This is a genomic window from Nocardia alba NBRC 108234 (assembly GCF_001612665.1).
Taxonomy (GTDB): domain Bacteria; phylum Actinomycetota; class Actinomycetes; order Mycobacteriales; family Mycobacteriaceae; genus Nocardia; species Nocardia alba.
On sequence record NZ_BDAX01000008.1, the window covers coordinates 46,036 to 72,426 of the forward strand.

Genomic DNA, 26,391 nt, shown 5'->3' on the forward strand with positions numbered 1-26,391 from the left:
ACTGTGTCCGGTCACACTAGGCGACACAACGTTGCATCACCGTTGCATCTTCGTGATCCAGATCACGAAGATGCGCGAAGCCGGGAAACGACAAAACCCCCGCCGAATCGGCGGGGGTTTCGGTCAGTAGCGGCGGCGCCTACTCGGCGTCGGCAGTCTCCTCGACGGCGGCCGGTTCGGCGGCAGCGGCCTCGTCCTCGACCGGGACGAGCGAGATCTTGCCGCGGTTGTCGATATCGGCGATCTCCACGCGCAGCTTGTCGCCGACGTTGACCACGTCCTCGACCTTGGCGACGCGCTTGCCGTTGCCCAGCTTGGAGATGTGCACCAGACCGTCGCGGCCCGGCAGCAGCGATACGAACGCACCGAAGGCGGTGGTCTTGACGACCGTGCCGAGGAAGCGCTCGCCGACCTTGGGCAGCTGCGGGTTGGCGATGGCGTTGATCAGGTCGATCGCGGCCTGGGCCGACGGCCCATCGGTCGCACCGACGAACACGGTGCCGTCATCCTCGATGGAGATGTTGGCGCCGGTTTCCTCGGTGATCTGGTTGATCATCTTGCCCTTGGGCCCGATGACCTCGCCGATCTTGTCGACCGGGATCTTGATGGCCGTCACGCGCGGGGCGTAGGGGCTCATCTCGTCGGGGTCGGTGATGGCCTCGGCCATCACGTCCAGGATGGTGGTCCGGGCGTCGTGCGCCTGGTTCAGCGCACCCGCGAGGACCTGCGAGGGAATACCGTCGAGCTTGGTGTCGAGCTGCAGGGCAGTGACGAAGTCACGGGTACCGGCAACCTTGAAGTCCATGTCGCCGAAGGCATCCTCGGCGCCGAGGATGTCGGTGAGCGCGACGTAGCGGACCTCGTCCTCACCCTTGTCGTTGGTGATGGTGTCGGACACCAGGCCCATGGCGATACCCGCGACCGGCGCCTTCAGCGGCACACCGGCGTTGAGCAGCGACAGCGTCGAGGCGCAGACCGAACCCATCGAGGTGGAGCCGTTGGAGCTCAGCGCCTCCGAGACCTGACGGATGGCGTAGGGGAACTCCTCCTGCGAGGGCAGCACCGGCATCAGCGCACGCTCGGCGAGCGCGCCGTGGCCGATCTCGCGACGCTTCGGCGAACCGACGCGACCGGTCTCGCCGGTGGAGAACGGCGGGAAGTTGTAGTGGTGCATGTAGCGCTTGGAGGTCTCCGGGCCGAGCGAGTCGACCTGCTGCGCCATCTTCACCATGTCGAGGGTGGTGACGCCCATGATCTGGGTCTCGCCACGCTCGAAGATCGCCGAACCGTGGGCGCGCGGGATCACGTCGACCTCGGCGGAGAGCTGACGGATATCGGCCAGGCCGCGGCCGTCGATGCGGAAACCGTCGGTGAGGATGCGCTGGCGAACCAGCTTCTTGGTGACCGAGCGGAACGCGGCACCCAGTTCCTTCTCGCGACCGGCGAAGTCGTCACCCAGACGAGACAGCACCTCGGCCTTGATCTCGTCGATGCGGGCCTCACGGGCCTGCTTGTCGGCGATGCTCAGCGCCTGGTTCAGCTCGACCTTCGAGGTGCCCTCGACAGCCTCGAACACGTCGGGGCCGTAAGGCGGGAAGAGCGGGAACTCCTGGGTCGGCTTGGCGGCGAGCGTGGCCAGGTCGGCCTGGGCACGGACCAGGCGCGCGATGAACGGCTTGGCGGCCTCGAGACCCTCGGCCACGACGGCCTCGGTCGGGGCCTGCGCACCGTCTTCGATCAGCGCGATGACCTTGTCGGTGGCCTCGGCCTCGACCATCATGATGGCGACGTCGCCGGTGTCGGTGACGCGGCCCGCGACGACCATGTCGAACACGGCGCCCTCGAGCTGCTCGACGGTCGGGAACGCGACCCACTGGCCACTGATGAGGGCGACGCGCACGCCACCGATCGGGCCGGAGAACGGGATGCCCGAGAGCTGAGTCGACGCCGAGGCGGCGTTGATGGCCACCACGTCGTAGAGGTCGGCCGGGTTGAGGCTCAGGACCGTGACGACGACCTGGATCTCGTTGCGCAGACCGTCGATGAAGGTCGGGCGCAGCGGCCGGTCGATCAGGCGGCAGGTCAGGATCGCGTCGGTGGAGGGGCGGCCCTCGCGACGGAAGAACGAGCCGGGGATTCGTCCCGCGGCGTACATGCGCTCTTCGACATCGACCGTCAGCGGGAAGAAGTCGAACTGGTCCTTGGGGTGCTTGCCTGCGGTCGTCGCCGACAGCAGCATGGTCTCGTCGTCGAGGTAGGCGGCGACGGAACCCGCGGCCTGCTTGGCCAGACGGCCGGTCTCGAAGCGGATGGTGCGGGTGCCGAAGCTACCGTTGTCGATCAGCGCGACCGATTCGAAAACTCCGGGCTCGACCTCGACCGCAGTCGAAGGGCGTTCAGTTGTCTGCGTCATATTCTCTTCTCTCGACCTCTCGTCTCGCTGGAGCGCAGCACCATGTGGGCGCGAACCAGCTATTCGTCAGCCGTACCGGACACGGACACGTGGAAACCCTCCTGGCGTCCACGCGCAGCACCCGGCCGTATCCCCTTGGCTGGAACATTCCACAAAAGGGGCAACGCGGAGGCGATCATCGATCGAAGCCCGACGGCGGCGAGCGAAACGCCTGCCGAAAGGCCACTACCGAAGACCGACGCCACGCGGACGGATGCACACGGCTGTCACATGTTGTAATGCAGCCGGGAACCCGATGGTCCCCGAATACACGAATAGCCAACGAGAAGAAGTGTACTTCTTCCCGTTGGCCAGGTGTCGACCGCCTCGACGAGGAGGCGTGTCTGATTCAGATCAGCGACGCAGACCCAAGCGCTCGATGAGCGAGCGGTAGCGGTTGATGTCGTTGGCCTGCAGGTACTTCGACAGGCGGCGACGACGACCGATCAGGGCCAGCAGGCCGTGGCGGGTGTGGTGATCGTGCTTGTGCTGCTTCAGGTGCTCGGTCAGGTCCGAGATCCGCTTCGACAGCAGCGCGATCTGCGCCTCCGGCGAGCCGGTGTCGGTGGGGTGCAGGCCGTACTCGGCGAGAATCGCCGACTTCTGCTCAGTGGTCAGCGCCATGTGGCTCGACTCCTATTTTTCAGTTCCGCGCTCGAAGGTCCGGTTACCCGGGATGGGCGCCACCGCGGACCGCAGCAAACCCGAGGAGCCACTGTACGCGACCCGCAACGGGTAGTTGAAACCGGGATCAAGCGTCGGCGGCGGTCAGAACTTTGCGCGCGGCCTCGACATCGCGGCCCATCGCCTCGACCAGATCGTCGATGGTGTCGAATTTGCGCATCCCGCGCAGTTGTTCGACGAAATCGACGCCGACGTGCTGGCCGTAGAGGTCGGCCTCCCCGTCGAGGACGAACGCTTCGACGGTGCGTGAGCGGCCCGAGAACGTGGGATTGGTGCCGACCGAGATCGCGGCCATCGCGCGCTCGCCGGGTGCGGCGTCGCCGATGGCCGGGCCCGCCCCGAGCACGGTGAACCAGCCCGCGTAGACCCCGTCGGCCGGGATCGCCGCGTGCATCGGTGGGGCGACATTGGCGGTCGGGAAACCCAGCCCGCGACCGCGACCGTCCCCGTGCACGACGACACCTTCGACACGATGCGGGCGCCCGAGCGCCTCGGCGGCCGCGCCCATATCGCCCGCGTCGACGCAGGCCCGGATGTAGGTGGAGGAGAACGTGACGGCGTGCTCGCCGAGCAGGGTCACCCCGTCGACCTCGAAGCCGAACCGCTCGCCGAGTTCGCGCATCGTGTCGACGGTGCCCGCGGCCTTCTTGCCGAACGTGAAATTGTCGCCGACCACGACCTCGGTCACGTGCAGACGTTCGACCAGCAGGTCGTGCACGTATTCCGACGGGGTGAGCTTCATGAATTCCTGAGTGAACGGCATCACGCAGAACACGTCGATCCCGAGTTCCTCGGCCAGCTCCGCGCGACGGGTCAGCGTCGTCAACTGGGCGGGATGCGAACCTGGTCGCACCACTTCCATCGGGTGCGGATCGAAGGTCATCAGAACCGAGCGCACGCCACGTTTGCCCGCCGCGGCGACCGCGCGGCTGATCAGCTGCGCGTGCCCCCGGTGTACCCCGTCGAACACGCCGATCGTGAGAACGCAACGCCCCCAGTCCGCGGGCACGTCGTCGAGACTTCGCCATCTCTGCACAGAGCGAAGCCTACGCACAGCGGTGCCCGAACAGAATTCCGGTGTGAGGCGGATCGCCGGTGCGCGGCGTGCCGGTTCGTCGATGTGTCATTCGGGCCAGGACTGCCTAACATTGGTGATGTGCCAGCCAAACGAGATGTCGCCACCCGTAAGGCGCTGACGCAACCCGCCGAGCAGGCCGAACTCGCCGCCGCGATCGCGACCGAGCTGTCGGCGGTGGCACAGGACTATCTGAAGGTCATCTGGACCGCCCAGGAGTGGTCGCAGGAGAAGGTGTCGACCAAGTTGCTGGCCGAGCGGATCGGCGTGTCGGCCTCGACGGTGTCGGAGGCGGTGCGCAAGCTCACCGATCAGGGTCTGGTCGAGCACGCCCGCTACGGGGCGATCACCCTGACCGAACACGGCCGTCGCGCCGCGATCGCGATGGTCCGTCGCCACCGGCTGATCGAGACCTTCCTGGTGAACGAACTCGGCTACGGCTGGGACGAGGTGCACGACGAGGCCGAGGTACTCGAACACGCCGTCTCCGACCTGCTCATGTCCCGGATCGACGCGAAACTCGGCCACCCCGACCGCGACCCGCACGGCGACCCCATCCCGTCCTCCGACGGCGCTGTGCCCACTCCCCCCGCCCGTCAGCTCAGCGACTTCGCCGCGGGCGAGTCCGGCCGGGTGGCCCGCATCTCCGACTCCGACCCCGCGATGCTGCGCTATTTCGACTCCGTCGGTATCGCGCTCGACACCACGATCGAAGTGGCCGAGCGCCGCGATTTCGCCGGCACCATCGCCGTCCGCATCGAGTCGTCCGAAGCTCCCACGGAATTGGGAACCCTTGCCGCCGAAGCGATCTGGATCACCACCTAGTTCTGCTGGATCAGCAGAAGTAGGTGCGGAGCCGGTCGGGAACGCCGTCGGCGGCGGCCCGGGACCAGCAGATGTCGTGGGGGAACCGAACATAGGTGGTCCAGGTTCCCGACGTGCGGGTGATGACGCGCTGATTGTCGCCGGGGGTATTCCAGCGGATGACACCCCACTTCCCGTCGCAATCGGGGATCGTGGCGACCGGTCCCGGATCGACGCCGAGTTCGGTTTCGATGGTGGATTCGGCACAGGCGGCGGGCTCGGGCGCGATGTCCTGGAAACGCAGCTGACCGGTGACCGTGCCGCCCTGGGCGACCAGGAACAGCGAGTGCATGCCCTCGGGGACCGGGTTCGTTCCGGCCGGGGCGGTCATGCCGAAGCGATAGCAACCGAGTTCGGTGACGAAGGCGGCGCGGCCCTGCTCGTCGGTGACTCCGTCGCGGCGCGAGGTTTCCGCCGTCTCGCCGACCGGGATGTCGTTGCCCGACGGATCACACGGCTGCTGCAGCGACAAGTACACCGGCACACCGGGAACGGGGATACCGGACAGCGTCACGGTGCGCAGCACCACGGTGCCGGTCGCCGGTTCGGGCGGTCGCACGGTCGTCGCCGGTGCGGTGGGCGCACCCACCGAAGGCACCGGGTGGCCGAGCGACGTGGCACCCGGCCGAACGGCGGGCGTCGCGGCGGGAGCGACGCTGGGCGTGGCGATCGAGATCGGCGCGGCGCTCGTGGTGGTGGGACGCGCCGAGCTCGTTCCCGGCGCCTGCGGATCGCCCACACCACAGCCCGCGACCACTATCGTCACACCGACGACGACACCGATCCAGATCTTCCCGATCGCAGCCATGTCCGCCCCTCCGACGCGAAAATCCATACATCTTCGCTATCGCCGGTTCCGGGCACGATGTTATCCGCTGTTCAGCGCCCCTGACAGCGGACCCGTCAGTCGCCGATTCCCCTCGGGCGCACCACCATCACCGAGCCGGCGCGTTTACCGCTCTCCTCCAGGAGCGCGATGGCCCGGCCCCTGGGGTCGATCGCGGCGTAGACGCCCTTGATGCCGACGGGCTCGAGCCAGCGACCGGTACGCAGGTCGGTGGCCTGCGATTCGTCGATGTCACGGAGCGGGAAGGCGGTACGGACGGCGGCGTCGATATCGAGGCTGAGCAGCGGCTGCTCGGCGTCGACAGCGGTCGCGAGTTGTTCGAGGGTGCGGGCGTGTTCGAGGGTGAAGGGCCCGACTCTGGTGCGACGCAGGGCGGTCAGGTGTCCGCCTACCGTGAGCGCCGCGCCGAGGTCGCGGGCCAGGGCACGGATATACGTGCCGGAGGTGCATTCGACCGCGACATCGAGGTCCACGAATTCACCATCGGCGATATCGCGCCGGGCCAGGATATCGAAGCGCGACACCGTGACCCGGCGGGCGGCCAGCTGCACCTCTTCGCCGGCGCGCACCCGCGCGTAGGCCCGCTCGCCGTCGACCTTGATGGCACTCACCGTGGCCGGAACCTGGTCGATGTCCCCGGTCAGGGCCGCGACGCCCGCCGCGATCTCGTCGTCGGTGACGTGCAGCGCGGGCGTGGTGGCAGTGACCTCACCCTCGGCGTCGTCGGTGTTCGTGGCCTGGCCGAGGCGGATCGTCGCGGTGTAGGCCTTGGTCGTGAGCAGGAGCTGGCCGAGCAGTTTCGTGCCCCGTTCCACCCCGAGCACCAGCACCCCGGTGGCCATCGGGTCGAGGGTGCCCGCGTGACCGACCCGCTTGGTCTGCAACAGCTTTCGGCTGCGCGCCACGACATCGTGACTGGTGAGCCCGCTGTCCTTGTCGACGATCACGAGCCCGCCCAGCTCGCCCACCCGCGACACTCGCGCGGCCATCAGCCGTGTGCGATCGCGGTCAGGATCAGCCCGTCGGCGATCAGCCAGAGGCCGTCGAACTCGGTCAGCGCGGCGCCGCCGTCTTTCGCCGAGCCGGGCACGAGCAGCTTCGTGTGAAAAGTACCGGAGCCCGAATCGTCTGTGCGGGAGTCGATCTCGAAGGTGATGTGCGCGTCCTCGAAACCGAGCCAGCGCAATGTCAGCGGAAACCAGGCCTTGTAGGTGGCCTCTTTGGCGCAGAACAGCAGCCGATCCAGATGCAGGCCCTCGCCGGGGGTATCCGACAGCCATTCGCGTTCGGCGGGCAGGCTCACGGAATCGAGCACGCCCTCGGGCAGTGTGTCGTGCGGTTCGGCGTCGATACCGACCGAGCGGAACCGCAGCGAGTGCGCCATCGCGGCGGCCCGGTAACCGTCGCAATGGGTGAGGCTGCCGACGATGCCGCGCGGGAACAGCGGCATGCCGCGTTCGCCCTTGCCGATCGCGACGGGCTGCTCACCGAGCTGTTCGAGGGCGAGGCGAGCACAGTGCCTGGCACCGATGAAATCCCGGCGGCGCTTCTCGACGGCCTTGGCGATGAGGTGCTCCTCGGCGGGGTGCGCCGTCAGATCCTCCGGGAACACCAGCAACTCCGCCGAAGCCACACTCCTCGGCAAAATCCTCTCCAGCACGCCTATCCGCCTCTCCGCGTATTTTGGCCAGACCTCGGCGCTGGTTGGGTCAGCGATGGCGTCCGGCGGTACCGGGTGGGCGGGTTCGCTCGTGCCCGGTGAGTTACCGATGTCCTTACGAAATCAGGCGAGGGGTTCCGGTGCAAATTCGCTGTGTCAGATGCCTCGCCTGCGTTCGGCCTTCTCGCGCATCTCGGTGGCCGCGGCTTCCATTTCCGGGGTGACCTTGAAGTGGCCGCCCCAGGAATTCAGGTCGCCTTCGGCGTAGACCGGTTCGGGCAGGATCTGGCGTAGCAGCGGGTCGGGCATGCCCCGGCGTTTCCATTCGCGGGGGTAGCCGAGGGAGACCTCTTCGAAACGGACACCGTCGTAGTAGGTGGTGCGGGGGATGTGGAGGTGGCCGTAGACCGAGCAGATCACGTTATAGCTGGTGTGCCAGTCGGCGGTCAGGTCGGTGCCGCACCACAGCGAGAACTCCGGGTAGAACAGGATGTCGGTGGGCTGGCGGACCAGGGGGAAGTGGTTGATCATCACCAGCGGGGTGTCCGCGGGCAGCGCGTCGAGGCGGCGCTGGGTGTACTGGACGCGGGCGTGGCACCAGGCGTCACGGGTGAGGTACGGGTCGGGGGACAGCAGGAACTCGTCGGTCGCCACGACATTGCGTTCGCGCGCCAGCGCCAGGCCCTCCGCCTTGGTGTTCGTGCCCGCCGGTCGCCACGAATAGTCGTAGAGCAGAAACATCGGCGCCACGGTGACCCGGCCGCCGTACTTCTCGGCTCCCTGCCCCGTCCACACCGGGAACGGGTCCTCGGGGGTGACGACATCGAGATCACGGCACATCGCGACGAGGTAGTCGTAGCGGGCGGCGCCGTGCATCTGCACCGGATCCTTCGGCGTGGTCCACAGCTCGTGGTTACCCGGCACCCAGATCACCTTGGCGAACCGACCGCGCAGCAACTGCAGCGCCCAGCGCACCTCCTCGGCCTTCTCCCCCACGTCACCGGCGACGATCAGCCAGTCCTCGGGCGAATCGGGAACGATCTGCTCCACCACCGGCTTGTTGCCCTGATGCCCCACGTGCACATCGCTGACCGCCATCAACTTCGGAATCACCTGTCCACAGTGACACACCTCGGGCGCACGGCACCGGCGGGTTCACCCCTGCGCGTCGAGCGCCTCGGCCACGAGCAGATCGAGCAACCCCGGAAGTGGACTACCCGACCGGACATCCGTTGGATCGACATGCCCCTACCCGCGCTGAGTCAGGCGGCCCCGCTCGGGATGTCGGCGCCCACTCTGGCCCAGCGGCCCGACTTCGCCCGCGCGAGGACCGCGATCAATCGCAGCAGCATGAACACGACCAGGCCCGACCAGATTCCCGCGACGCCCCAGTCGAAGATCAGCGACAACCAGATCAGCGGCAGGAAGCCGGTCAGGGCGGCGACGAGCGTCGCGCTGCGCAGGAAGGCGGCGTCGCCCGCGCCGAGCAGGACACCGTCGAGAGCGAACACCGCGCCCGCCACCGGGATCATGGCGACGAAGAACCACCAGATCACGTGGGCGCGGTCGAGGACCTGGGGGTCATCGGTGAACAGCAGCGGGATCGCGGTCACCCCCGCGGCGAAAGCGGCGGCGAGGAACAGGGCGAAGATCTCCGACCAGATCGTGACCCGGCGCGCGATCATCTTGGCGCCGTGGGCATTACCCGCACCGAGGGCCGCACCGACCAGGGTCTGGGCGGCGATGGCGAGCGAGTCGAGGGTCAGGGCGAGGAAATTCCAGAGTTGCAGCACCAACTGGTGGGCAGCGACGGACGCGGCGCCGAAACGGGCGGCCACCGCAGCGGCGGAGACGAAGCAGATCTGGAAGGACAGACTGCGGACGATGAGGTCGCGGCCGAGAACGAGTTGCGCGCGCATCACCGCGATGCGCGGGCGCAGCGAAACACGTTCACGCAGGAGGGCATAGGCGAACAGCACGCCGGAGACCGATTGCCCGACGAGATTGGCCACCGCCGAACCGGCCAGCTCCATCCGGGGCGCACCGAGCAGTCCGTACACCAGGACGGGACACAGCACCGCCGACAGCGCAAGGCCCGCCACCACATAGGTCAGTGGTCGCCGCACATCCTGCACGCCGCGCATCCATCCGTTGCCCGCCATCGACAGCAGAATCAGCGGCACCCCGAACAGCGCGATCCGCACCCAGCTCAGCGCCTCGTCGGCGATCTCCCCGCCACCGGCGAGCACCGAACACAGTGGCACCGCGAACAATTGGATCACCGCGACGATCACCAGACCGATCGCGACGCCCACCCAGCTCGCTTGCACACCCTCCTCCACCGCGCCCGCCCGGTCCCCCGCCCCGTGCCTGCGGGCCGCGCGCGCGGTCGTGCCGTAGGACAGGAACGTGAGCTGCGTGCTCACCGATCCGAGGATCACGGCGCCGACCGCGAGCCCGGCCAGTGCCAACGCCCCCAACCTGCCGACCACCGCGAGGTCGAAGAGCAGATACAGCGGCTCGGCGACCAGCACGCCCAGGGTGGGCACGGCGATGCCGAGAATGCGCCGCGGCCCGGCCCGGTCGACCTCGCCGGTCGCGACCGCATCCATCGGTTCAGCGGACCCCACACCGACCTCCCACAGTCACCAAGAACTCTTCTGGCGCGAACGCGCTGCCGACCCGCCGATGGTGGCACACGCCACCGACGACATCGCCGAGCGCGCGTCACCACCAGGGAGATCTCGCCGATCACCGGCACGACCCTCGCTCCCCGATGTTCGCAGCCCGGGGAGCAGTGACCGGGCGGTGGCTGGTGCGGCGGGGTCGGTCAGCGACAGTGTCGCGTACCGGCTCCGTAGCGAGCCGCCGATCGCACGATACCTACAGATCGGCATGAAATCACAGGTAAGACGGGTGGACGGCAGGCACTATGAGGAGTGATATTGGTCGCCCGCCCAGCTCAGGTGCGACGATGACAAACCGCGGACGCCTGGTTCGCCCGGACAACTCAGGATCGAGCATGGTGTTTGTGCAGCGATGGCGCGTGATCACGGCATTCGCTCTGGTCGGGGCGGCCACCCAGCTGGTGTGGCTCACCTACGCGCCGGTGACGACCGTGGCGGCGGAGCACTTCGGTGTCTCCGAGTCCGCCATCGGGTGGCTGGCGAACATGTTCCCACTGCTCTACGTGCTGCTGGCGGTGCCCGCCGGCATCGCACTCGATCGCTGGTTTCGTCCCAGCCTGATCGCCGGCGCGGTCCTCACCGCGATCGGTGCGGCGCTACGTCTGCTCGACGGCGGTTTCGCGATCGTGCTCATCGGTCAGACCGTCGTCGCCGTCGCGCAACCGCTGGTGCTCAACGCGATCACCGGCATCGCCGGGCACTATCTCGACGAGAAGGACCGGCCCACCGGTATCGCGGTCGGCACCGCGAGCACCTTCGCCGGGATGGCGGCGGCGTTCGTGCTCGGCGCGGCGCTGCCCACGGAAAGCCAGCTCACCACCCTGACCGCGGTCGGCGCGATCTTCGCCGCGGTGGCCGCGGTCGCGCTGACCGTCGAACTGATGCGCGCGGGGACCGGGCCCTCGGCGAGCACCTCGACATCGGTGGCCGCGCTTCGGGCGACCCTCGGCGACCGGTATGTGCGCCGGCTCTGCGTCGCCGTGTTCTTTCCCTTCGGCACCTTCGTCGCGTTGGCGACCTATGGCCAGGCGCTGCTGGAACCCTCCGGCGTGAGCGCCGACGCGGCCAGCATCGTGCTGCTGGTGAACGTCGTGGCCGGTGTCGTCGGCTGCGCGGTGCTCCCCGTCGCCGTCCTGCGCCGGGGCATCGAACTGCCCGCCGTGATGGTCGGTCTCACCGCCAGTGCCGCCGCCTGCCTGCTGGTCGCGCTCGCCCCCGGCCTGGTGACGGGTGCGCTGGCCTTCGTCCTCATCGGCCTGACACTGTTGCCCGCGCTTCCGATCGTCCTGGCCATGGCCGAACGTCACACCGGCGCGGCGGAAGGCACCGCAGCCGGACTGATCTGGATGACAGGCAACCTCGGTGGACTCGTGGTGGCCGGCCTGACGGGCCTGCTGGTAGACCGGCCTGCCCTGGCCTTCGCCCTGTGCGCCGCCACCACGATCCTCGGCGTCCCCCTGGCCCTGCGCCTACGCCGACCAGGGGCCACGATCTAGGGCCGGTCCAGCGCGGTGATCAAGGCGCGAACAACATCTCCGGCGTTGCCATAGGTGGTGTAGCCGGCGGCGAAGCGGTGGCCGCCGCCGCCGAAAACCCCTGCCACCGCGGCGACGTCGATACCGTCGGTGCGGCAGGGCGCCGAGTCGCGGGACCGCAGCGAGACCGTCCAGCGATCGTTGTTGCCGCGAGCTTCTTTGAAGACGGCGGCGATGCCCGCTTCGGCGGTGGTGCGAATGATGTCGATGACGCTCTCGACCTCTTCGGGGCCGACGGCGTGGGTATCGCCGGCGCGCACGAGCGCGTAGACCAGACCGACCCCGGCGGCGGAGGGCACCACCACGGCGGTGGACAGCACCTTCGACAGCATCGGGAGCCAGGCGTAGGGGTGGGTGTCGAGCAGGACCCGGGTGATCTCGGTGCCATCGATGCCGGTGGCGAGCAGGCGCTCGGCCAAGGCGTGGCTGCCGGGGCGGGCCCAGCGGAAGGAGCCGGTATCGGTGACCAGGCCCGCGAACAGGCAGTGCGCGATGGGTGCGTCGATCTCCACGCCCCAGGCGTCGAGCAGCCGGGTCACCAACTCGGTGGTCGAGGCCGCTGATTCGTCGATCAGGTCGACGGTGCCGAAACCGTCGTTGGCGCGATGATGATCGATCACCACCGACATCGCCGCACCGGGTAATCGGTCGGCGAGCGCGCCGAGACGGCTGCGCGCGCCGCAGTCGACGACGATCAACAGGTCGACCTCGGCGGGCACCCGCGCGGGCGGCACGATCAGCTGCACACCGGGCAGTGTGCGCAACGAGGCGGGCAGCTCGGCGGGCTCGGCGAAGGACACACACACCGGCACCTTTCGCCGATGCAGCGCCAGCGCCAGCGCCAGCCCGCTCCCGACGGTATCGGCATCGGGCTGCACGTGGCACAGGATCGTCACCGACCGCGCCGCCGCCAGCGCGGCGACGACGGTGCCGAGCTCGGTCCCGTCGTGCACGCCCGTCATCCGGCGTCCACGACGGGCACCGGTCGTCGACCCGACAGGGCAGTGCCCACCGGGCAGCATCGCGCACCCTGCGTGGTCACTCGCGCTACCGCCTCGGGGCGCTGACCGGACATGGGTGCCTACTCGTCTTCGTCGTCGCGATCGGCCTTGTACGGATCGGCCTCGCCCGCGTGCTTGGCGTTGGCGGCGACCTTGGCCACCTCGTCGTCGATGGCGCGCGCTCGCGCGAGCAACTCTTCCATCTCGCGGGCCACCTCGGGCACCTTATCGAGAGTGAAAGACAGGATCGGGGTGAACTTCACCCCGGTACCCGCGCCCACCTTGGACCGCAACACGCCCCTGGCCGCGTCGAGTCCGGCGGCGGCTTCGGCGTAGTCGGGTTCGGCGTCGATGGTCTCGCCCATCACGGTGTAGTAGACGTTCGCCTCACGCAGATCCCCGGTCACCTTGGCATCGGTGACGGTGACGAACCGCAGTCGCGGATCCTTGATCTCGTATTCGATCGCGGTGGCCACGATCGCGGAAATCCGCTTGGCGAGCCGGCGTGCCCTGGCTTGATCAACCATGGCGATACCTCCCTAGTCTTCGGGTCCGAAGATCCGGCGGCGTACTGCCAGCAACTCTATCTCCGGACGCGCGGCAACGTGCCGCTCACACTTGTCGAGCACCTCGTTCAGGTGTCCCGTCTCCGCACTGACCATGGCCACCCCGAGCAGTGCCCGGCGGTGCAGGTCCTGATCTCCGGCTTCGGCGGCATTCACGCCGAAGCGCTTCTGTAGCTCGGCGAGGATCGGCCGGATCACCGACCGCTTCTCCTTGAGCGAATGCACGTCACCGAGCAGTAGATCGAATTCGAGCGCACCGATGAACAGCGGTGCTCACCTCCTGGTAGATGGGTCGGTTCGGGGGCAAGACTCCACGCCGCACCCGAGGAATCGGATGCGGCGTGGATCGAACCGGTATTCGTTGATCAGTCGCGCGGCTTTTCCCGAAGCTCGTAAGCCTCGATGATGTCGCCGTCCTTGATGTCGCTGTAGGTGACGGTCATACCGCACTCGAAACCTTCGCGAACCTCAGGAGCGTCGTCCTTCTCCCGCTTGAGCGAGGAGATGGTCATCGTCTCCGCGATCACTCGGCCGTCACGGATCAGGCGCGCCTTGGCGTTGCGCTTGACCGAGCCGGAGGTGACCATGCAACCGGCGATGTTGCCGATCTTCGACGAACGGAAGATCGCGCGGATCTCGGCGCGGCCCAGCTCGACCTCTTCGTAGATCGGCTTGAGCATGCCCTTGAGGGCCTTCTCGATCTCGTCGATCGCCTGGTAGATGACCGAGTAGTACCGGATGTCGACGCCTTCGCGGTTGGCCAGCTCAGTGGCCTTGCCCTCCGCGCGGACGTTGAAGCCGATGATGATCGCGTTGGAGGCCGACGCCAGGTTGACGTTGGTCTCGGTGACACCACCGACACCGCGGTCGATGACGCGCAGGCGCACCTCGTCGTCGATCTCGATACCGAGCAGGGCCTCTTCGAGGGCCTCGACGGTACCGGAGTTGTCGCCCTTGAGGATCAGGTTGAGCTCCGAAGTCTCCTTCAGCGCGGCATCCAGATCTTCCAGGCTGATCCGCTTGCGGCTGCGAGCGGCCAGCGCGTTGCGCTTGCGTGCGTTGCGGCGATCGGCGATCTGACGGGCGATGCGGTCTTCCTCGACCACGATCAGGTTGTCACCGGCGCCGGGCACCGAGGTGAAACCGATGACCTGGACCGGGCGCGACGGGGTCGCCGCGTGGACGTCCTCGCCGTGCTCGTCGACCATGCGACGGACGCGACCGTAGGCGTCGCCCGCCACGATCGAGTCACCGACGTGCAGCGTGCCGCGCTGGATGAGCACGGTGGCCACGGGGCCACGGCCGCGGTCGAGGTGCGCCTCGATGGCGACACCCTGAGCGTCCATGTCCGGGTTGGCCCGCAGGTCGAGCGAGGCATCCGCGGTCAGCAGCACGGCTTCGAGCAGCTGATCGATGTTGGTGCCCTGCTTGGCCGAGATGTTGACGAACATGGTGTCGCCGCCGTACTCCTCGGTGACCAGTCCGTACTCGGTGAGCTGCTGCTTGATCTTGTCCGGGTTCGCACCCTCTTTGTCGATCTTGTTGATCGCGACGACGATCGGCACATCAGCGGCCTGCGCGTGGTTGATCGCCTCCACCGTCTGCGGCATGACGCCGTCGTCGGCCGCGACCACGAGGATCGCGATATCGGTGGCCTTCGCACCACGGGCACGCATGGCGGTGAACGCCTCGTGACCCGGGGTGTCGATGAAGGTGATCAGACGCTCTTCCTCGTTGAGGTTGGTGAGCACCTGGTAGGCACCGATGTGCTGGGTGATGCCACCGGCCTCGCCCTCGGCGACGTTGGCCTTACGGATCGTGTCGAGCAGTCGGGTCTTACCGTGGTCGACGTGACCCATGACGGTCACGACCGGCGGACGGTGTTCGAGGTCGTCCTCGCCGCCGGCGTCCTCGCCGTAGGTGAGGTCGAACGACTGCAGCAGTTCGCGATCTTCGTCCTCGGGGCTGACCACGTGGACGACGTAGTTCATCTCGCCGCCGAGCAGCTCGAGGGTCTCGTCGTTCACCGACTGGGTCGCGGTGACCATCTCACCGAGGTTGAACAGTGCCTGCACGAGAGCAGCGGGGTTCGCGTCGATCTTCTCGGCGAAGTCCGACAGCGACGCGCCACGGGCGAGACGGATGATCTCGCCGTTGCCGCGGGGCAGACGCACGCCACCGACGGCGGGAGCCTGCATGTTCTCGTACTCGGCGCGCTTCGCCCGCTTCGACTTACGGCCACGGCGAACCGCGCCACCGGGACGACCGAACGCACCCGCGGCGCCACCACGGCCACCGGGACCACCGGGACGACCGCCGCCGCCACCGGGACGACCACGGAAACCACCGGCAGCGGGAGCACCGGCACCGGGAGCGCCGGGGGTACCGCCGCCACCGCCACCGCCGCGGTAACCGCCACCGCCGCCGCCACCACCGGGACGGCCTGCGCCGCCACCGCCGGGAGCGCCACCGGGACGACCCGGACGGCCACCGGCCGCGGGGCCGGGACGTGCGGAGCGCGCGGGCATGGCACCGGGGTTCGGACGCGGAGGCATCGAACCCGGGTTGGGACGGGGACCACCGGGACGCGGGGCGCCGCCCTGCGCGGCGGCCGGACGCTGACCCTGACCACCCTGCTGACCGGGGCGGGGACCGCCCTGACCGGGAGCCGGACGCGGGCCACCCTGGCCGGGAGCCGGACGGGGACCGCCCTGACCCGGAGTCGGACGCGGGCCACCCTGCGGGGCGGGACGCGGTGCCGGACGCTCACGATCGGGCGCCGAGCTGAACGGGTTGTTGCCGACGCGCGGAGCCTTGGGCCCCGGCTTCGGGCCGGGACCGGCCGGACGCGGACCGGGCGCGGCAGCACCCGGAGTGGCCTGGCCCGGACGGGCCTGACCGGCGGCGGGCGGCTGCGCCGGACGCGGCGCGGCCGGAGTCGGACGCGGGCCGGGTGCCGGAGCGCCCGCGGGCTTGGCCGCCGGAGCTGCCTGCGCCGCGGCGGCCGGAGCCGGGCTCGCGGGTGCCGGGGTAGCGGGCTTGGCCTCGACCGGGGCGACCGGTTCGGGCTTCGGCGCGACCGGCGCGGCAGCGGCTGCCGGGGCGGGCGCGGCCGGAGTCGGACGCGGACCGGGGCGGGGGCCACCACCGGGGGTGGGCTTGGCAGCCGGACGGGCTGCCGAGGCCGGCGACGGACCGGGACGGGCCGCCGGCTTGGCATCGGCCGCCGGAGCGGACTTCGACGCCACAGATTCACGCAGACGACGGGCGACGGGCGCTTCCACCGTCGAGGACGCCGATTTCACGAACTCGCCTTGCTCCTTGAGCTTCGCGAGTAGTTCCTTGCTTGTGACACCGAGCTCTTTAGCCAACTCGTGCACGCGGGCCTTGCCTGCCACTGCTCTCCTCACTGAGAGGCCGAGCAGTGACGCCGCCTAGGTAAGGCGGGCCCGCACGACCTCGGGTTATCTCCGACGGACGTTCATCGTTGGTGCTTCACGGTGTGCTCATGAGTGCTCGTGCCTGTTCTCGAGGTACTGCTCCAGGGCTGAGATATCCAGATTTCCGGACACTCGTAGGGCTCTGCCGAATGCTCGGCGCCGCTCTGCGGAACGCAAACAGACTGAAACGGGGTGCAGCCATGCACCCCGTCCGGGCTGTCTGCGCCGCGGATCGGGAACAATCGCGACATCGGAGTTCCGATGCTGCGCCACGATCCGCAACAGGTCGGCAGATGGCTCACGCTGACGGCATCCGATACAGGTGCGAACGGATTGCGCGGGCCGATCCTGTACCCACTCTACCGGTGACCCGGTCATAACGACGAACCCCTCCCCTCCGGAAGTTACGAACATGTCATCCGCCGGTCGGGATTCGACGTGTTCGGATCAGCTACGGTGCGGTTCCGGCCGGGTGGAGTCGTCCGGTTGCGGAGCCGCGTCGCTGCGGATATCGATGCGCCAACCCGTCAGACGGGCCGCCAGACGGGCATTCTGGCCCTCCTTGCCGATGGCGAGGGAGAGCTGGAAGTCGGGCACGATCACGCGTGCCGCCCTGGCATCGGGATCGACGACGGTGACCGAAACCACCTTCGACGGCGAGAGCGCATTGCCGACGAAAGTCGCCGGATCCTCGGCGTAGTCGATGATATCGATCTTCTCACCCGCCAACTCGCTCATCACGTTGCGCACGCGCTGACCCATCGGGCCGATGCACGCGCCCTTGGCGTTCACCCCGGGCACGGTGGACTGCACGGCGATCTTGGAGCGATGCCCCGACTCGCGCGCCACCGCGACGATCTCGACGGAGCCGTCGGCGATCTCGGGTACCTCGAGCGAGAACAGCCGCCGCACCAGATTCGGGTGGGTGCGCGAGAGCTGGATCTGCGGGCCACGCGGGCCACGCGAGACGCCGTAGACGTAGCACTTGATCCGGTCGCCGTGCTCGTAGGTCTCCCCCGGCACCTGTTCGGCGGGCGGAATCAGCCCCTCGGCGCCATTGGCCTCGCTGCCGATGCGGACCACCACGATGCCGCGGGCGTTGGCCCTGGCGTCGCGCTGGACCACCCCGCCGACGATCTCGCCCTCGTGGGTGGCGAAGTCGCCGAAGGACTTCTCGTTCTCGGCGTCACGCAGCCGCTGCAGCACCACCTGGCGGGCGGTGGTCGCGGCGATGCGGCCGAAACCCTCCGGGGTGTCGTCCCATTCGGAGACGAGGTTGCCGTCGCCGTCGAGTTCGCGCGCCATCACCCGCACCACACCGGTCTTCTGGTTGATGTCGATGCGCGCGTTGGCCTCGTGGCCGTCGGTGTGCCGGTAGGCGGTGAGCAGTGCCGACTCGATCGCCGAGATCACGGTCTCGATCGAGATGCCTTTGTCGGCGACGATCGCCCGCAAGGCTTCGATTTCAATATTCATTCCGCAACCCCTTCGGTGGGAGTGTCACTGTGTTGTCCTGGTGCGGTGAGGTCGGCCGGTTCCTCGCCCGGTACCGGGCGACCCGGTGCGATACCGCCCGCCAGTTCCAGTTCGGCGGCGCCCGGTGCGTTGAACTCGACCTGGACGACAGCCTCGGCGATATCGGCGAGGGGAACATGAACGCGGTGCGGCTTGGCCTTGCCGCCGATGACGAGTGCGATGGTGGGGGCGTCGGCGGCGAGCGGTCCGACGCGCGCGTCGAATCGGGCCTTGCCCTCGACTCGCTCGGCGCCGTCGGCCAGCTTGACCCGAACCTTGCGGCCCTGTGCGCGCCGCCAATGCCGGTCGGTGGTGAGCGGGCGCTCCACGCCGGGTGTCGTCACCTCGAGCAGATACGCGGCTTCGCCGAAATCGTTTGCGGCATCGAGAAATTCGGACATCTCACGGCTGAGCGCGGCGATGGCGTCCAGGTCGGCGGGGCCGTCGCTGTCGACGGTGACCTTCACTCGAACCGGAGCCAACTCGCCATTGCCCGCGGCCGCGATCGCGACGCCCTCGAGGTCGAATCCCCGGCGTGCGACGAGCTCAGCGACTAGCTGGCTCACCCTTTCCTCGGTGGGCATCGGCATATGGGCGGCTCCTGGTTCAGTTGTGACGCGATCGGAAATATCTACGCCGAAGGTCTAGCGTAACGCGCTCAGAGAGTGTAAAGGACCAGGCAACGAGCGCCACGCACCGGTCCGACTCGGCGAGCCAGAGGCGCGTCACCGCGCACGCGCGATCTGGCACGATGGTGCACGTGCCCCACCGCCATCCCGTCCCGCCGAGAGCCGGGCGACCTTCCGGCATGCACTCCGACCGGCACGAACCCGCTCCGTTACGGGTCGAGCTCGCCGGCGCGCGGCTCGCCGGTCCGGCGCCGGTTCCCACCGGCGTGACCGCGTCGCGCCCAGCCGCGGCAGTGCCGCATCCCACACCGACGCAACCGCTTTCGCCGGCACGGCTCGACACCCCGTCGACGTGGCCCCGCCGCACCCTGCTCCGGCTCGTCGGCGCGAGCGCTGTCGGCCTTCCCGTGGTGGCCGCGCTGGCCGCCTGCGCCGAGGACGATACCGTGCACCCGCCGGATCCTCTTGCCGCGCAAGAAGTCCTGGCTCGTGCCGACGCCGCGGCCGCGACGGCGGCGATCGCGCTGGCACCCGGTTCCCATGCCGCGCTGAGCACGATCGCCACCGAGCGCACCGCGCACGCCGACGCGCTTCGCACCGAGATCGACCGGGTGATCGGCGTCTACGGGGACGGCACCACACCCGTCCATCGCACGGGCGCGCTGACTGTGCCCGGTCCCGGCGGTTCCCCGGTCCCGGCCTCGGAGGTCGAGACCGCGTCGGCGCAACCGAGCACTCTCGACGGGGTTCGTGATCAGCTGGTCCGCTCCCAACAGTCCGCCGCCGCCCTGGCTCGCACCGAATCCGGTTATCGCGCCGGGCTTCTCGCGTCGATCAGCGCGGCCTGCGCCACCCAGGCAGGAGTCCTGCTGACATGACCGAACAGCGCAAGAGCTTGCAGAACGCGCTCGACGCCGAGCATGCCGCTGTCTACTCCTACGGCCTGATCGCCGCGTACGCCAACGCCGACCGGTCGCGCCTGGTCGCCGAGTTCAGCGCCGCGCATCGAGCCCGCCGCGACGCCACGGTCGAGCTACTCGAGGCAGAGGGAACAGCACCGGACGCCCCCCGCGCCGCCTATACCCCGCCCGCTCCGGTCGACGATCCGATCCCGGCGGCCCATCTGGCGGTGAGCGTCGAATCCGATTGCGCCGCGGCGTGGTACGCGGTCGTCGAAAACGCCACCGACGAATCGGTGCGCGCCACCGCGACGGAGGCACTCACCGACGCCGCCGTTCGCCGCGCCCGCTGGCAGGCGATCCTGGGAGCGGTCCCGGTCACCGTCGCATTCCCCGGGCGAGCGTAGGCACCGCCGCTTCGAGGGGCAGGACACAGTCGCGGGTGGATCGGCGACCCACCCGCGACCGTGGAACCCGACTACGGGCGCATCGCGTACGCGCCGTCGTAGGCCGCCACCTGCTGCCACACCCGGCCGAAACGCTCGGTATCGGGCACCGGGCTGCGCAGGGCCCCGATCGCCCAGGCGCGCTGAGCCTCGGTGACCGACGGCTTACCCAGCAGTGCCGCCGCCTGGGCGTTGAAGTCACGGATCTGGAAGTCGAAGATCTGATCGAGCACATCGCGGTCGAGCCCGGTGAGCTCGGCCTGCTCGAGAATCAGCTGTCCGTAGACCACCGTGGAGAACAGGTGGCCGATGGTGAGCATGAAGTCCAGGTCCTTCTGCTGGTCCGCATCGGGGGCCGCGGTGAGCAGCAGGCTGCGCAGCGCCTGGGCCTGCTCGTAGAACCGGCCGACATTGGGGACCTCGGCGGCCTGCTCGTAGGCGGGGGTCCAGTCGGCGAACTGCACCTTGCCCGCGCCGCGCGCCGGACCCTGCTCCCAGAAGAACGGCTGGTCGCCGGGTGCGAGGTCGGTGCCGATCGCCGGGTATTCCTTCGGGTTGAGCAGGTAGTTCGGCATGAACTTCAGGATCTGGCCCACGTTCACGTGCACGGTGCCCTCGAGGCGCGGCAGGTGGTTGATGTAGCGCGAGGCCTGCGCGAAGTAGGTGGCCTTCTCGAACCCCTTGGCCGCCAGCACATCCAGCAGCAGGGTCATGGCGACCTCGGCCTCGGAGGTGACCTTGGACTTGGTCATCGGGTTGAACAGCAGGTAGCGGCGGTCCTCGAGCGAGGCGCTGCGGAAGTAGTCGACGGCACGGTCGCTGAACAGCTTCATCGCGATCAACCGCGCGTAGGCGTCGACGAAATTGCCGCGGACGTGGCCGAAATCGGTGACCGGGTTGCCGTAGAGGATGCGGTTGTTGGCGTGGGTGATGGCCTCGAAGAACGAGTGCTCGACCATGCCGATGCCGCCGTGGCAGAGATTGAACTTACCGACGTTGACGGTGTTGAGCGCGGCGGAGAAGGCTTCCGGCCCTTCGTGGAGCAGGTCGGCAGCGGTCACCGGGTAGTTCGCCAACCGGAAGTGGCTGACATACATCTGACCATGGATGACGCTCTCGATCAGGTGGTAGTCGTCGTGGCGGCTGTCGGCGGCGAACCAGATGTAGCCGGCCGGGCCCTCCAGGTCGGCACGACGCGAGAACACCGACACCATCGAGGCGACGTTGCCGTTGCCGATGTAGTACTTCTCGCCACTGGCCCGGAACAGGATGCCCGCCTCGGCGTCGGCGCTGCCCGGCTCGCTCGGGGTGAGGATCAGGTCGGTGTTGTAGATGTCGGCGCCGTGGTCGCGCTCCGACAGCGCGAACGCCATCACCTGACCGTCGTCGAGATCCGCGGCGGCCCGGCGCTTGGCTGCCTCGTTGTCGCTCTGCCAGATCGGGCCCAGGCCGAGGATGGTGACCTGCTCGGCGTACCAGTACGCGAGTCCGTAGAACCCGAAGATCTCGGCCAGCGCGGCGTTGCGCGCCGCGTCCCAGCGCTTGTTCGGGTCGCCATCGGCGTAGGCGGCCGGGGTCAGGAAGGTCGCGAACAGCTTCTCCTTGCCGACGAACTCGAGGAATTCCGAGGTCCACACCGCGCCGCGATCCTCGGCCAGCAGCTGCGCCTTGCCCTTGGACTCGAACCACTCGATGGTGGCCTTCAACAGCCGCCGGGTCTCGGTGTCGAAGTGCTGCGGGTCGTAGGTGGCCGGGTTGAACAGCAGGCTGGGCGAACTCGTCATGCCCGATAACCTATCAGCGCCACGCACTCGCCTCGTCGACCCCGCAGCCCCACTACCAGCACTTTCGCCTACGTAGCCGTAACTTCGCGCAGCCCTACCACCAGCGATCGCGCTGCCCCACAGCACGGGGGACAGCGCGATCCGTGCGACTAACTCAGCCGCGGACCTTGGCGGTGACCGCGCTGACGGCGTCCTCGGCCGGGATCTCCTCGGCTTCGCCGGTGAAGCGGTTGCGCAGCTCCACCTTGCCCTCGGCCCAGCCCCGGCCGATGACCAGGATCCAGGGCATCCCGAGCAGTTCGGCGTCCTTGAACTTCACCCCGGGCGAGGCGGTGCGGTCGTCGAAGAGAACCTCTAGCCCTTCGGCGTCCAGGCCCGCCACGACGTGTTCGGCGCCGTCGCGGGCGGCGGCGTCCTTGTTGGCGATGACCACGTGCACGTCGAACGGGGCGACCTCGGCGGGCCAGCGCAGGCCCTTCTCGTCGTGCTGCTGTTCGGCGATCACCGCGACCATGCGGGAGACGCCGATGCCGTAGGAACCCATGGTGAGGCGGACCGGTTTGCCGTTCTCGCCGAGCACATCGACATCGAAGGCGTCGGTGTATTTGCGGCCGAGCTGGAAGATGTGGCCGATCTCGATGCCGCGCGCGGAGACCAGCGGGCCCGCACCGTCGGGCGAGGGATCACCGTCGCGGACCTCGGCGGCCTCGATGGTGCCGTCGGGGGTGAAGTCACGCCCGGCGACCAGGCCCACCACGTGCTTGCCCTGGACGTCGGCGCCGGTGATCCAGGCGGTGCCGTCGACGACGCGGGGGTCGACCAGGTAGCGAATGCCGTTGGCGGCCAAGCCCTTCGGGCCGATGTAGCCCTTCACCAGGAACGGATTGGCGGCGAAGTCGGCCTCGGTGAGCAGTTCCACCTCGGCGGGCTCCACGGCGGCGCCCAGACGCTTGTCGTCGACCTCGCGGTCACCGGGGACGCCGATGCCGAGGATCTCGGTCTTGCCGTCGGGGTGGCGCAGTTTCACCATCACGTTCTTCAACGTGTCGGCGGCGGTCACCGTGCGATCGAGGACCTTCGCCTCGTTGGCCCAGTCGACGAGCGTCGCGATGGTGGGGGTGTTCGGGGTGTCGTAGTCGACCGCGGCCGCCTGACCGTCGATGGGCAGCGGCGCGGGCGCGGGCGTGACCACGGCTTCCACGTTCGCCGCGTAGCCGGACTCGACGCAGCGCACGTAGGTGTCCTCACCGACGGGGCTGGCGGCGAGGAACTCCTCGGACGCGCTGCCGCCCATGGCGCCGGAGGTGGCGGCCACGATCACGTACTCGACGCCGAGCCGTTCGAAGATGGCCTGGTAGGCCTTGCGGTGGGTGGCGTAACTGTTGGTGAGACCGTCGTCGTCGAGGTCGAAGGAGTAGGAGTCCTTCATCACGAACTCGCGTCCGCGCAGGATGCCCGCGCGTGGCCGTTCCTCGTCGCGGTACTTGGTCTGGATCTGGTAGAGCGTGACCGGCAGATCCTTGTAGGAGTTGTACTCCCCCTTCACGGTGAGCGCGAACAACTCCTCGTGGGTGGGCCCGAGCAGGTAGTCCCCGCCCTTGCGGTCCTTGAGCCGGAACAGGCCCGGCCCGTACTCGGTCCACCGGTTGGTGGTCTCGTAGGGCTCGCGCGGCAGCAGCGCGGGCAGCGAGATCTCCTGGGCGCCGGTGGCGTCCATCTCCTGGCGCACCACGTCCTCGATCTTGCGCAGCGTGCGCAGACCGAGCGGCAACCACGAGTACACGCCGGGGGCGACCCGACGGACGTAGCCGGCGCGAACGAGCAGTTTGTGGCTGGGCACCTCGGCGTCGGCGGGATCGTCTCGCAGGGTGCGCAGGAACAGGCGGGAGAGGCGGGTGATCACGGATGCACAGGGTAGTCCCTGGTCCGGGCAGGGCGACAGCCGATTACCACCTGGGCGGTCCCGGCACCCCCGAAAACGGGGACACGGGGTCGTCCGCGGCGGCGATCGCGGCGGCGATTAGCGTTGACGATCGTGCTGGTGCTGCTGCCTCCCTCCGAAACCAAGTCCGACGGCGGATCGGGCGCGCCGCTGGACCTCGCCGATCTCGCGATGCCACAGCTGAGCGCGGTGCGCGACAAGTTGATCACCGAGGTCGTGCAGCTGGCGGCCGACCCCGCCGCCTCGGCCGAGGTGCTCGGGCTGGGCAAGGGCGCCGATGCCGAGATCGCCCGCAACGCGAGCCTGCGCACCTCGGCGACCCGCCCCGCCCTGGAGCGCTACACCGGCGTCCTCTACGACGCGCTGGACGCGAAGTCGTTCACCAAGGTGCAGCGCGCCAAGGCCTACGCGCGCCTCGGGATCGGCTCGGCACTGTTCGGCGCCGTCCGCGCGGCCGACCCGATCCCCGCCTACCGCCTCTCCGGCGGCACCAAACTCCCAGGGCTGCCGACTCTTTCGGCCCTGTGGCGCGATGTCCTGCCCGACGCGCTCTACGCGGAGGCCGCCGGTGAGCTCGTCATCGACCTGCGGTCGGGGACCTACCAGCAGCTGGGCCGAGTCCCCGACGCCATCACCGCCAATGTGCTCACCGAGCACCCGGACGGCTCACGGACCGTGGTCAGCCACTTCAACAAGCATCACAAGGGTCTGCTCGCCCGCGCGCTGGTCGTCACCCGCGCCGACCCCACCGACATTCGTGGCGTCGCCCGGGTAGCCACCGCCGCGGGCCTGCGCGCCGAAATCGCCTCCCCCACCGAACTTCTGATCATCACGGGGTGACGGGCGCCATCAGCTGGATGAGGTTGCCGCAGGTGTCGTCGAAGACCGCGGTACTGACCGGGCCCATAGGGGCGGGGGCCTGGGTGAAGAAGACGCCGCGGTCGAGCAGGCGACGGTATTCGGCGTCGAGATCGTCGACGGTGAAGACGATCACGGGAATGCCCTCGGCGCTCAGCGCCGTTTTGTAGGCCTTGGCCGCCGGGTGCTGATCGGGCTCGAGCAGCAACTGGATGCCGTCCACGTCGGCGGGCGAGACAAGGGTGAGCCAGTCGTACTCACCGAGGGAGACCTTGTCTTTGACCTGGAAGCCGAGCACGTCGGTGTAGAACGCCTCGGCCTTGGCCTGGTCGTCGACGAAGACGCTGGTCACTCCGATGCGGATCATGTGTCCTCCTGGGGAATCGGCCACCGCGCCGACACCGCCCGCAGCGGCGTGAAATCGTTCGCACCATAGGCAAGCAAGAAATTGCCTGTCAAGCGCAAGCGCCCACTTGCCTGTTACGCGTCGCATCCGGCTCGCCAACTTCGCGCGGCCGCCACCAGCCGCGCGCGGACCAGGTCGACGTGCGGTCGCGACGGTGCGCCGACCCGGCGTGCCAGGAACCCGGTGTTGATCGGCGGGTCGGCCGGATCGAGCAGCGTGACCAGCGTCCCGTCGGCCCGTTCCCGGCCACACAGGTAGTGCGGGAGCACGCTGATCCCCGCCCCGGCGATGACAGCGGCGAGCACCGCGCGCAGATCGCCGACGATCAGGGCGGGCTCGGTCTCCAGCCGGGTTTCGAAGACGTGGCGCCAGTAGCGGCGCAGGATCGGCAGATCGGCGGCGTAGCTGACGAGCGGGATGCCGTCGAGCGCGATCGGCCCCTCGGCCCGCAGTCGTTCAGTGTCGATGCGGTCGGCGATCGAGGGAGCGGCGACGAGCAGGAATTCCTCGTCGACGAGCGGCTCGGCCAGCACGGTCCGCCCCCGAGGGCGAGTGGTGGCGAAGACCAGATCCAGGGCCCCCGAATGCAATCGAGCGAGCAGCTCATCGGTCAGGCCGGTGCTGACGGTGAGCCGCACGCCGTCGGCGACCAGCGGCGACAACGCGGGCACGATCTTGGCCGCGAGCATCTCCGCCGGTCCGCCGAGCAGTACCGGCGGCTCGGGCGGAGCCGCGCGGTCGGTCGCCGCGCCGCTCACGATCGCCTCCAGCTCTTCGAGCGGACCGCCCACCCGCGCCGCGAGTTCGTGACCGGCGGCGGTCGGCGTCACCCCACGCGGCAGGCGTTCGAACAGGGGCCTGCCGAGGTGCCGCTCGAGCGCCTGGATCTGCGTGGTCACCGTGGGCTGCGACAACCCCACCTGGACCGCGCCCGCGGTGAGCGAGCCGGTGCGGAACACCGCCAGGAAGGTCCGCAACTGCACCAGATCCATCGAGCCATCAGCTGACCTATGTCTCATATAGGCCATCCTATTGGTCAGGGCATGCCACCGACCCTAGCGTTGACAACGCGACCCGACGACGAATTCGGCGCTCGCCCCG

24 protein-coding genes are annotated in these 26,391 nt (G+C 68.8%); 5 read left to right on the forward strand and 19 right to left on the reverse strand.

Going from position 1 to position 26,391, the window contains the following annotated elements; genetic code table 11:
* Nucleotides 1-139: 139 nt before the first annotated feature.
* The 3 genes from NA12_RS10215 to NA12_RS10225 form a co-directional block, all read right to left on the reverse strand.
* Nucleotides 140-2,413, reverse strand: coding sequence for a polyribonucleotide nucleotidyltransferase (locus NA12_RS10215; RefSeq protein WP_067448728.1), 2,274 nt, complete (start codon nt 2,411-2,413; stop codon nt 140-142).
* Between the two features lie 393 nt (nt 2,414-2,806).
* Nucleotides 2,807-3,076 carry a 30S ribosomal protein S15 gene (rpsO, locus tag NA12_RS10220; protein WP_056811493.1) on the reverse strand — a complete coding sequence of 90 codons (270 nt, stop codon included), beginning with the start codon at nt 3,074-3,076 and terminating at the stop codon, nt 2,807-2,809.
* A gap of 127 nt (nt 3,077-3,203) precedes the next feature.
* Entirely contained in the window at nt 3,204-4,172 is a 969-nt protein-coding gene (locus tag NA12_RS10225) for a bifunctional riboflavin kinase/FAD synthetase (protein ID WP_067448729.1), read from the reverse strand.
* Nucleotides 4,173-4,367: 195 nt separating this feature from the next.
* On the opposite strand from NA12_RS10225, the gene NA12_RS10230 reads away from it, so the two are divergent.
* Complete coding sequence (locus tag NA12_RS10230) at nt 4,368-5,036, forward strand: metal-dependent transcriptional regulator (RefSeq protein WP_174551069.1); 669 nt, start codon at nt 4,368-4,370, stop codon at nt 5,034-5,036.
* A gap of 10 nt (nt 5,037-5,046) precedes the next feature.
* Here NA12_RS10230 and NA12_RS10235 read toward each other — a convergent pair whose 3' ends face one another.
* The 5 genes from NA12_RS10235 to NA12_RS10255 all read right to left on the reverse strand — a co-directional run bounded on the left by NA12_RS10235 (nt 5,047) and on the right by NA12_RS10255 (nt 10,194).
* Nucleotides 5,047-5,883 (reverse strand): hypothetical protein, encoded by an 837-nt coding sequence (locus NA12_RS10235; RefSeq protein ID WP_067448732.1) that lies wholly within the window; start codon nt 5,881-5,883, stop codon nt 5,047-5,049.
* A 95-nt stretch (nt 5,884-5,978) separates the two neighbouring features.
* Nucleotides 5,979-6,911 carry a tRNA pseudouridine(55) synthase TruB gene (truB, locus tag NA12_RS10240; protein WP_067448734.1) on the reverse strand — a complete coding sequence of 311 codons (933 nt, stop codon included), beginning with the start codon at nt 6,909-6,911 and terminating at the stop codon, nt 5,979-5,981.
* Complete coding sequence (npt, locus tag NA12_RS10245; protein ID WP_067448736.1) at nt 6,911-7,582, reverse strand: 4'-phosphopantetheinyl transferase Npt; 672 nt, start codon at nt 7,580-7,582, stop codon at nt 6,911-6,913. Before npt ends, truB begins: the two co-directional genes overlap by 1 nt.
* A 156-nt stretch (nt 7,583-7,738) precedes the next feature.
* Nucleotides 7,739-8,695 carry a metallophosphoesterase family protein gene (locus NA12_RS10250; protein ID WP_132369653.1) on the reverse strand — a complete coding sequence of 319 codons (957 nt, stop codon included), beginning with the start codon at nt 8,693-8,695 and terminating at the stop codon, nt 7,739-7,741.
* A 149-nt stretch (nt 8,696-8,844) separates the two neighbouring features.
* Nucleotides 8,845-10,194 carry an MATE family efflux transporter gene (locus NA12_RS10255; RefSeq protein ID WP_067448740.1) on the reverse strand — a complete coding sequence of 450 codons (1,350 nt, stop codon included), beginning with the start codon at nt 10,192-10,194 and terminating at the stop codon, nt 8,845-8,847.
* A gap of 410 nt (nt 10,195-10,604) precedes the next feature.
* On the opposite strand from NA12_RS10255, the gene NA12_RS10260 reads away from it, so the two are divergent.
* Nucleotides 10,605-11,765: an MFS transporter gene (locus tag NA12_RS10260; protein WP_067448742.1), complete on the forward strand. Its 1,161-nt coding sequence runs from the start codon at nt 10,605-10,607 to the stop codon at nt 11,763-11,765.
* Here NA12_RS10260 and NA12_RS10265 read toward each other — a convergent pair.
* From NA12_RS10265 to rimP, 7 genes are all read right to left on the reverse strand, one after another.
* The gene (locus NA12_RS10265; RefSeq protein WP_067448744.1) at nt 11,762-12,766 is read right to left on the reverse strand and encodes a DHH family phosphoesterase; all 1,005 of its coding nucleotides are present in this window, start codon (nt 12,764-12,766) and stop codon (nt 11,762-11,764) included. The genes NA12_RS10260 and NA12_RS10265 overlap by 4 nt on opposite strands.
* 119 nt (nt 12,767-12,885) lie before the next feature.
* Nucleotides 12,886-13,332: a 30S ribosome-binding factor RbfA gene (rbfA, locus tag NA12_RS10270; RefSeq protein ID WP_067448746.1), complete on the reverse strand. Its 447-nt coding sequence runs from the start codon at nt 13,330-13,332 to the stop codon at nt 12,886-12,888.
* A 12-nt stretch (nt 13,333-13,344) separates the two neighbouring features.
* Nucleotides 13,345-13,638 (reverse strand): DUF503 domain-containing protein, encoded by a 294-nt coding sequence (locus NA12_RS10275; protein WP_056811534.1) that lies wholly within the window; start codon nt 13,636-13,638, stop codon nt 13,345-13,347.
* Nucleotides 13,639-13,736: 98 nt separating this feature from the next.
* Nucleotides 13,737-16,769, reverse strand: a complete 3,033-nt coding sequence (gene infB, locus NA12_RS10280; RefSeq protein ID WP_067448748.1) for a translation initiation factor IF-2 — start codon at nt 16,767-16,769, stop codon at nt 13,737-13,739.
* 108 nt (nt 16,770-16,877) lie between these two features.
* A complete protein-coding gene (locus NA12_RS33060) occupies nt 16,878-17,189 on the reverse strand; it encodes a YlxR family protein (RefSeq protein WP_084472637.1) in 312 nt (103 codons plus the stop codon).
* 69 nt (nt 17,190-17,258) lie between these two features.
* The gene (gene nusA / locus NA12_RS10285) at nt 17,259-18,287 is read right to left on the reverse strand and encodes a transcription termination factor NusA (RefSeq protein ID WP_067448751.1); all 1,029 of its coding nucleotides are present in this window, start codon (nt 18,285-18,287) and stop codon (nt 17,259-17,261) included.
* Nucleotides 18,284-18,916 (reverse strand): ribosome maturation factor RimP, encoded by a 633-nt coding sequence (gene rimP, locus NA12_RS10290; RefSeq protein WP_067448752.1) that lies wholly within the window; start codon nt 18,914-18,916, stop codon nt 18,284-18,286. Before rimP ends, nusA begins: the two co-directional genes overlap by 4 nt.
* A gap of 218 nt (nt 18,917-19,134) precedes the next feature.
* Between rimP and NA12_RS10295 the strand changes: the two genes are divergently transcribed.
* Nucleotides 19,135-19,833: a hypothetical protein gene (locus NA12_RS10295; protein WP_307188344.1), complete on the forward strand. Its 699-nt coding sequence runs from the start codon at nt 19,135-19,137 to the stop codon at nt 19,831-19,833.
* Entirely contained in the window at nt 19,830-20,261 is a 432-nt protein-coding gene (locus NA12_RS10300) for a ferritin-like domain-containing protein (protein ID WP_067448754.1), read from the forward strand. Before NA12_RS10295 ends, NA12_RS10300 begins: the two co-directional genes overlap by 4 nt.
* Before the next feature lie 71 nt (nt 20,262-20,332).
* On the opposite strand, the gene NA12_RS10305 is transcribed toward NA12_RS10300, so the two are convergent.
* Both NA12_RS10305 and NA12_RS10310 read right to left on the reverse strand, forming a co-directional pair.
* The gene (locus NA12_RS10305) at nt 20,333-22,084 is read right to left on the reverse strand and encodes an acyl-CoA dehydrogenase family protein (RefSeq protein WP_067448757.1); all 1,752 of its coding nucleotides are present in this window, start codon (nt 22,082-22,084) and stop codon (nt 20,333-20,335) included.
* A gap of 154 nt (nt 22,085-22,238) precedes the next feature.
* Complete coding sequence (locus NA12_RS10310) at nt 22,239-23,987, reverse strand: proline--tRNA ligase (protein WP_067448759.1); 1,749 nt, start codon at nt 23,985-23,987, stop codon at nt 22,239-22,241.
* A 132-nt stretch (nt 23,988-24,119) separates the two neighbouring features.
* Between NA12_RS10310 and yaaA the strand changes: the two genes are divergently transcribed.
* On the forward strand, nt 24,120-24,866 hold the full coding sequence (gene yaaA, locus NA12_RS10315) for a peroxide stress protein YaaA (RefSeq protein WP_067448888.1): 747 nt from the start codon (nt 24,120-24,122) through the stop codon (nt 24,864-24,866).
* On the opposite strand, the gene NA12_RS10320 is transcribed toward yaaA, so the two are convergent.
* Nucleotides 24,856-25,248, reverse strand: a complete 393-nt coding sequence (locus NA12_RS10320; protein WP_067448890.1) for a VOC family protein — start codon at nt 25,246-25,248, stop codon at nt 24,856-24,858. The genes yaaA and NA12_RS10320 overlap by 11 nt on opposite strands.
* Before the next feature lie 116 nt (nt 25,249-25,364).
* Nucleotides 25,365-26,309, reverse strand: coding sequence for a LysR family transcriptional regulator (locus NA12_RS10325; RefSeq protein WP_067448892.1), 945 nt, complete (start codon nt 26,307-26,309; stop codon nt 25,365-25,367).
* Between the last annotated feature and the right edge of the window lie 82 nt (nt 26,310-26,391).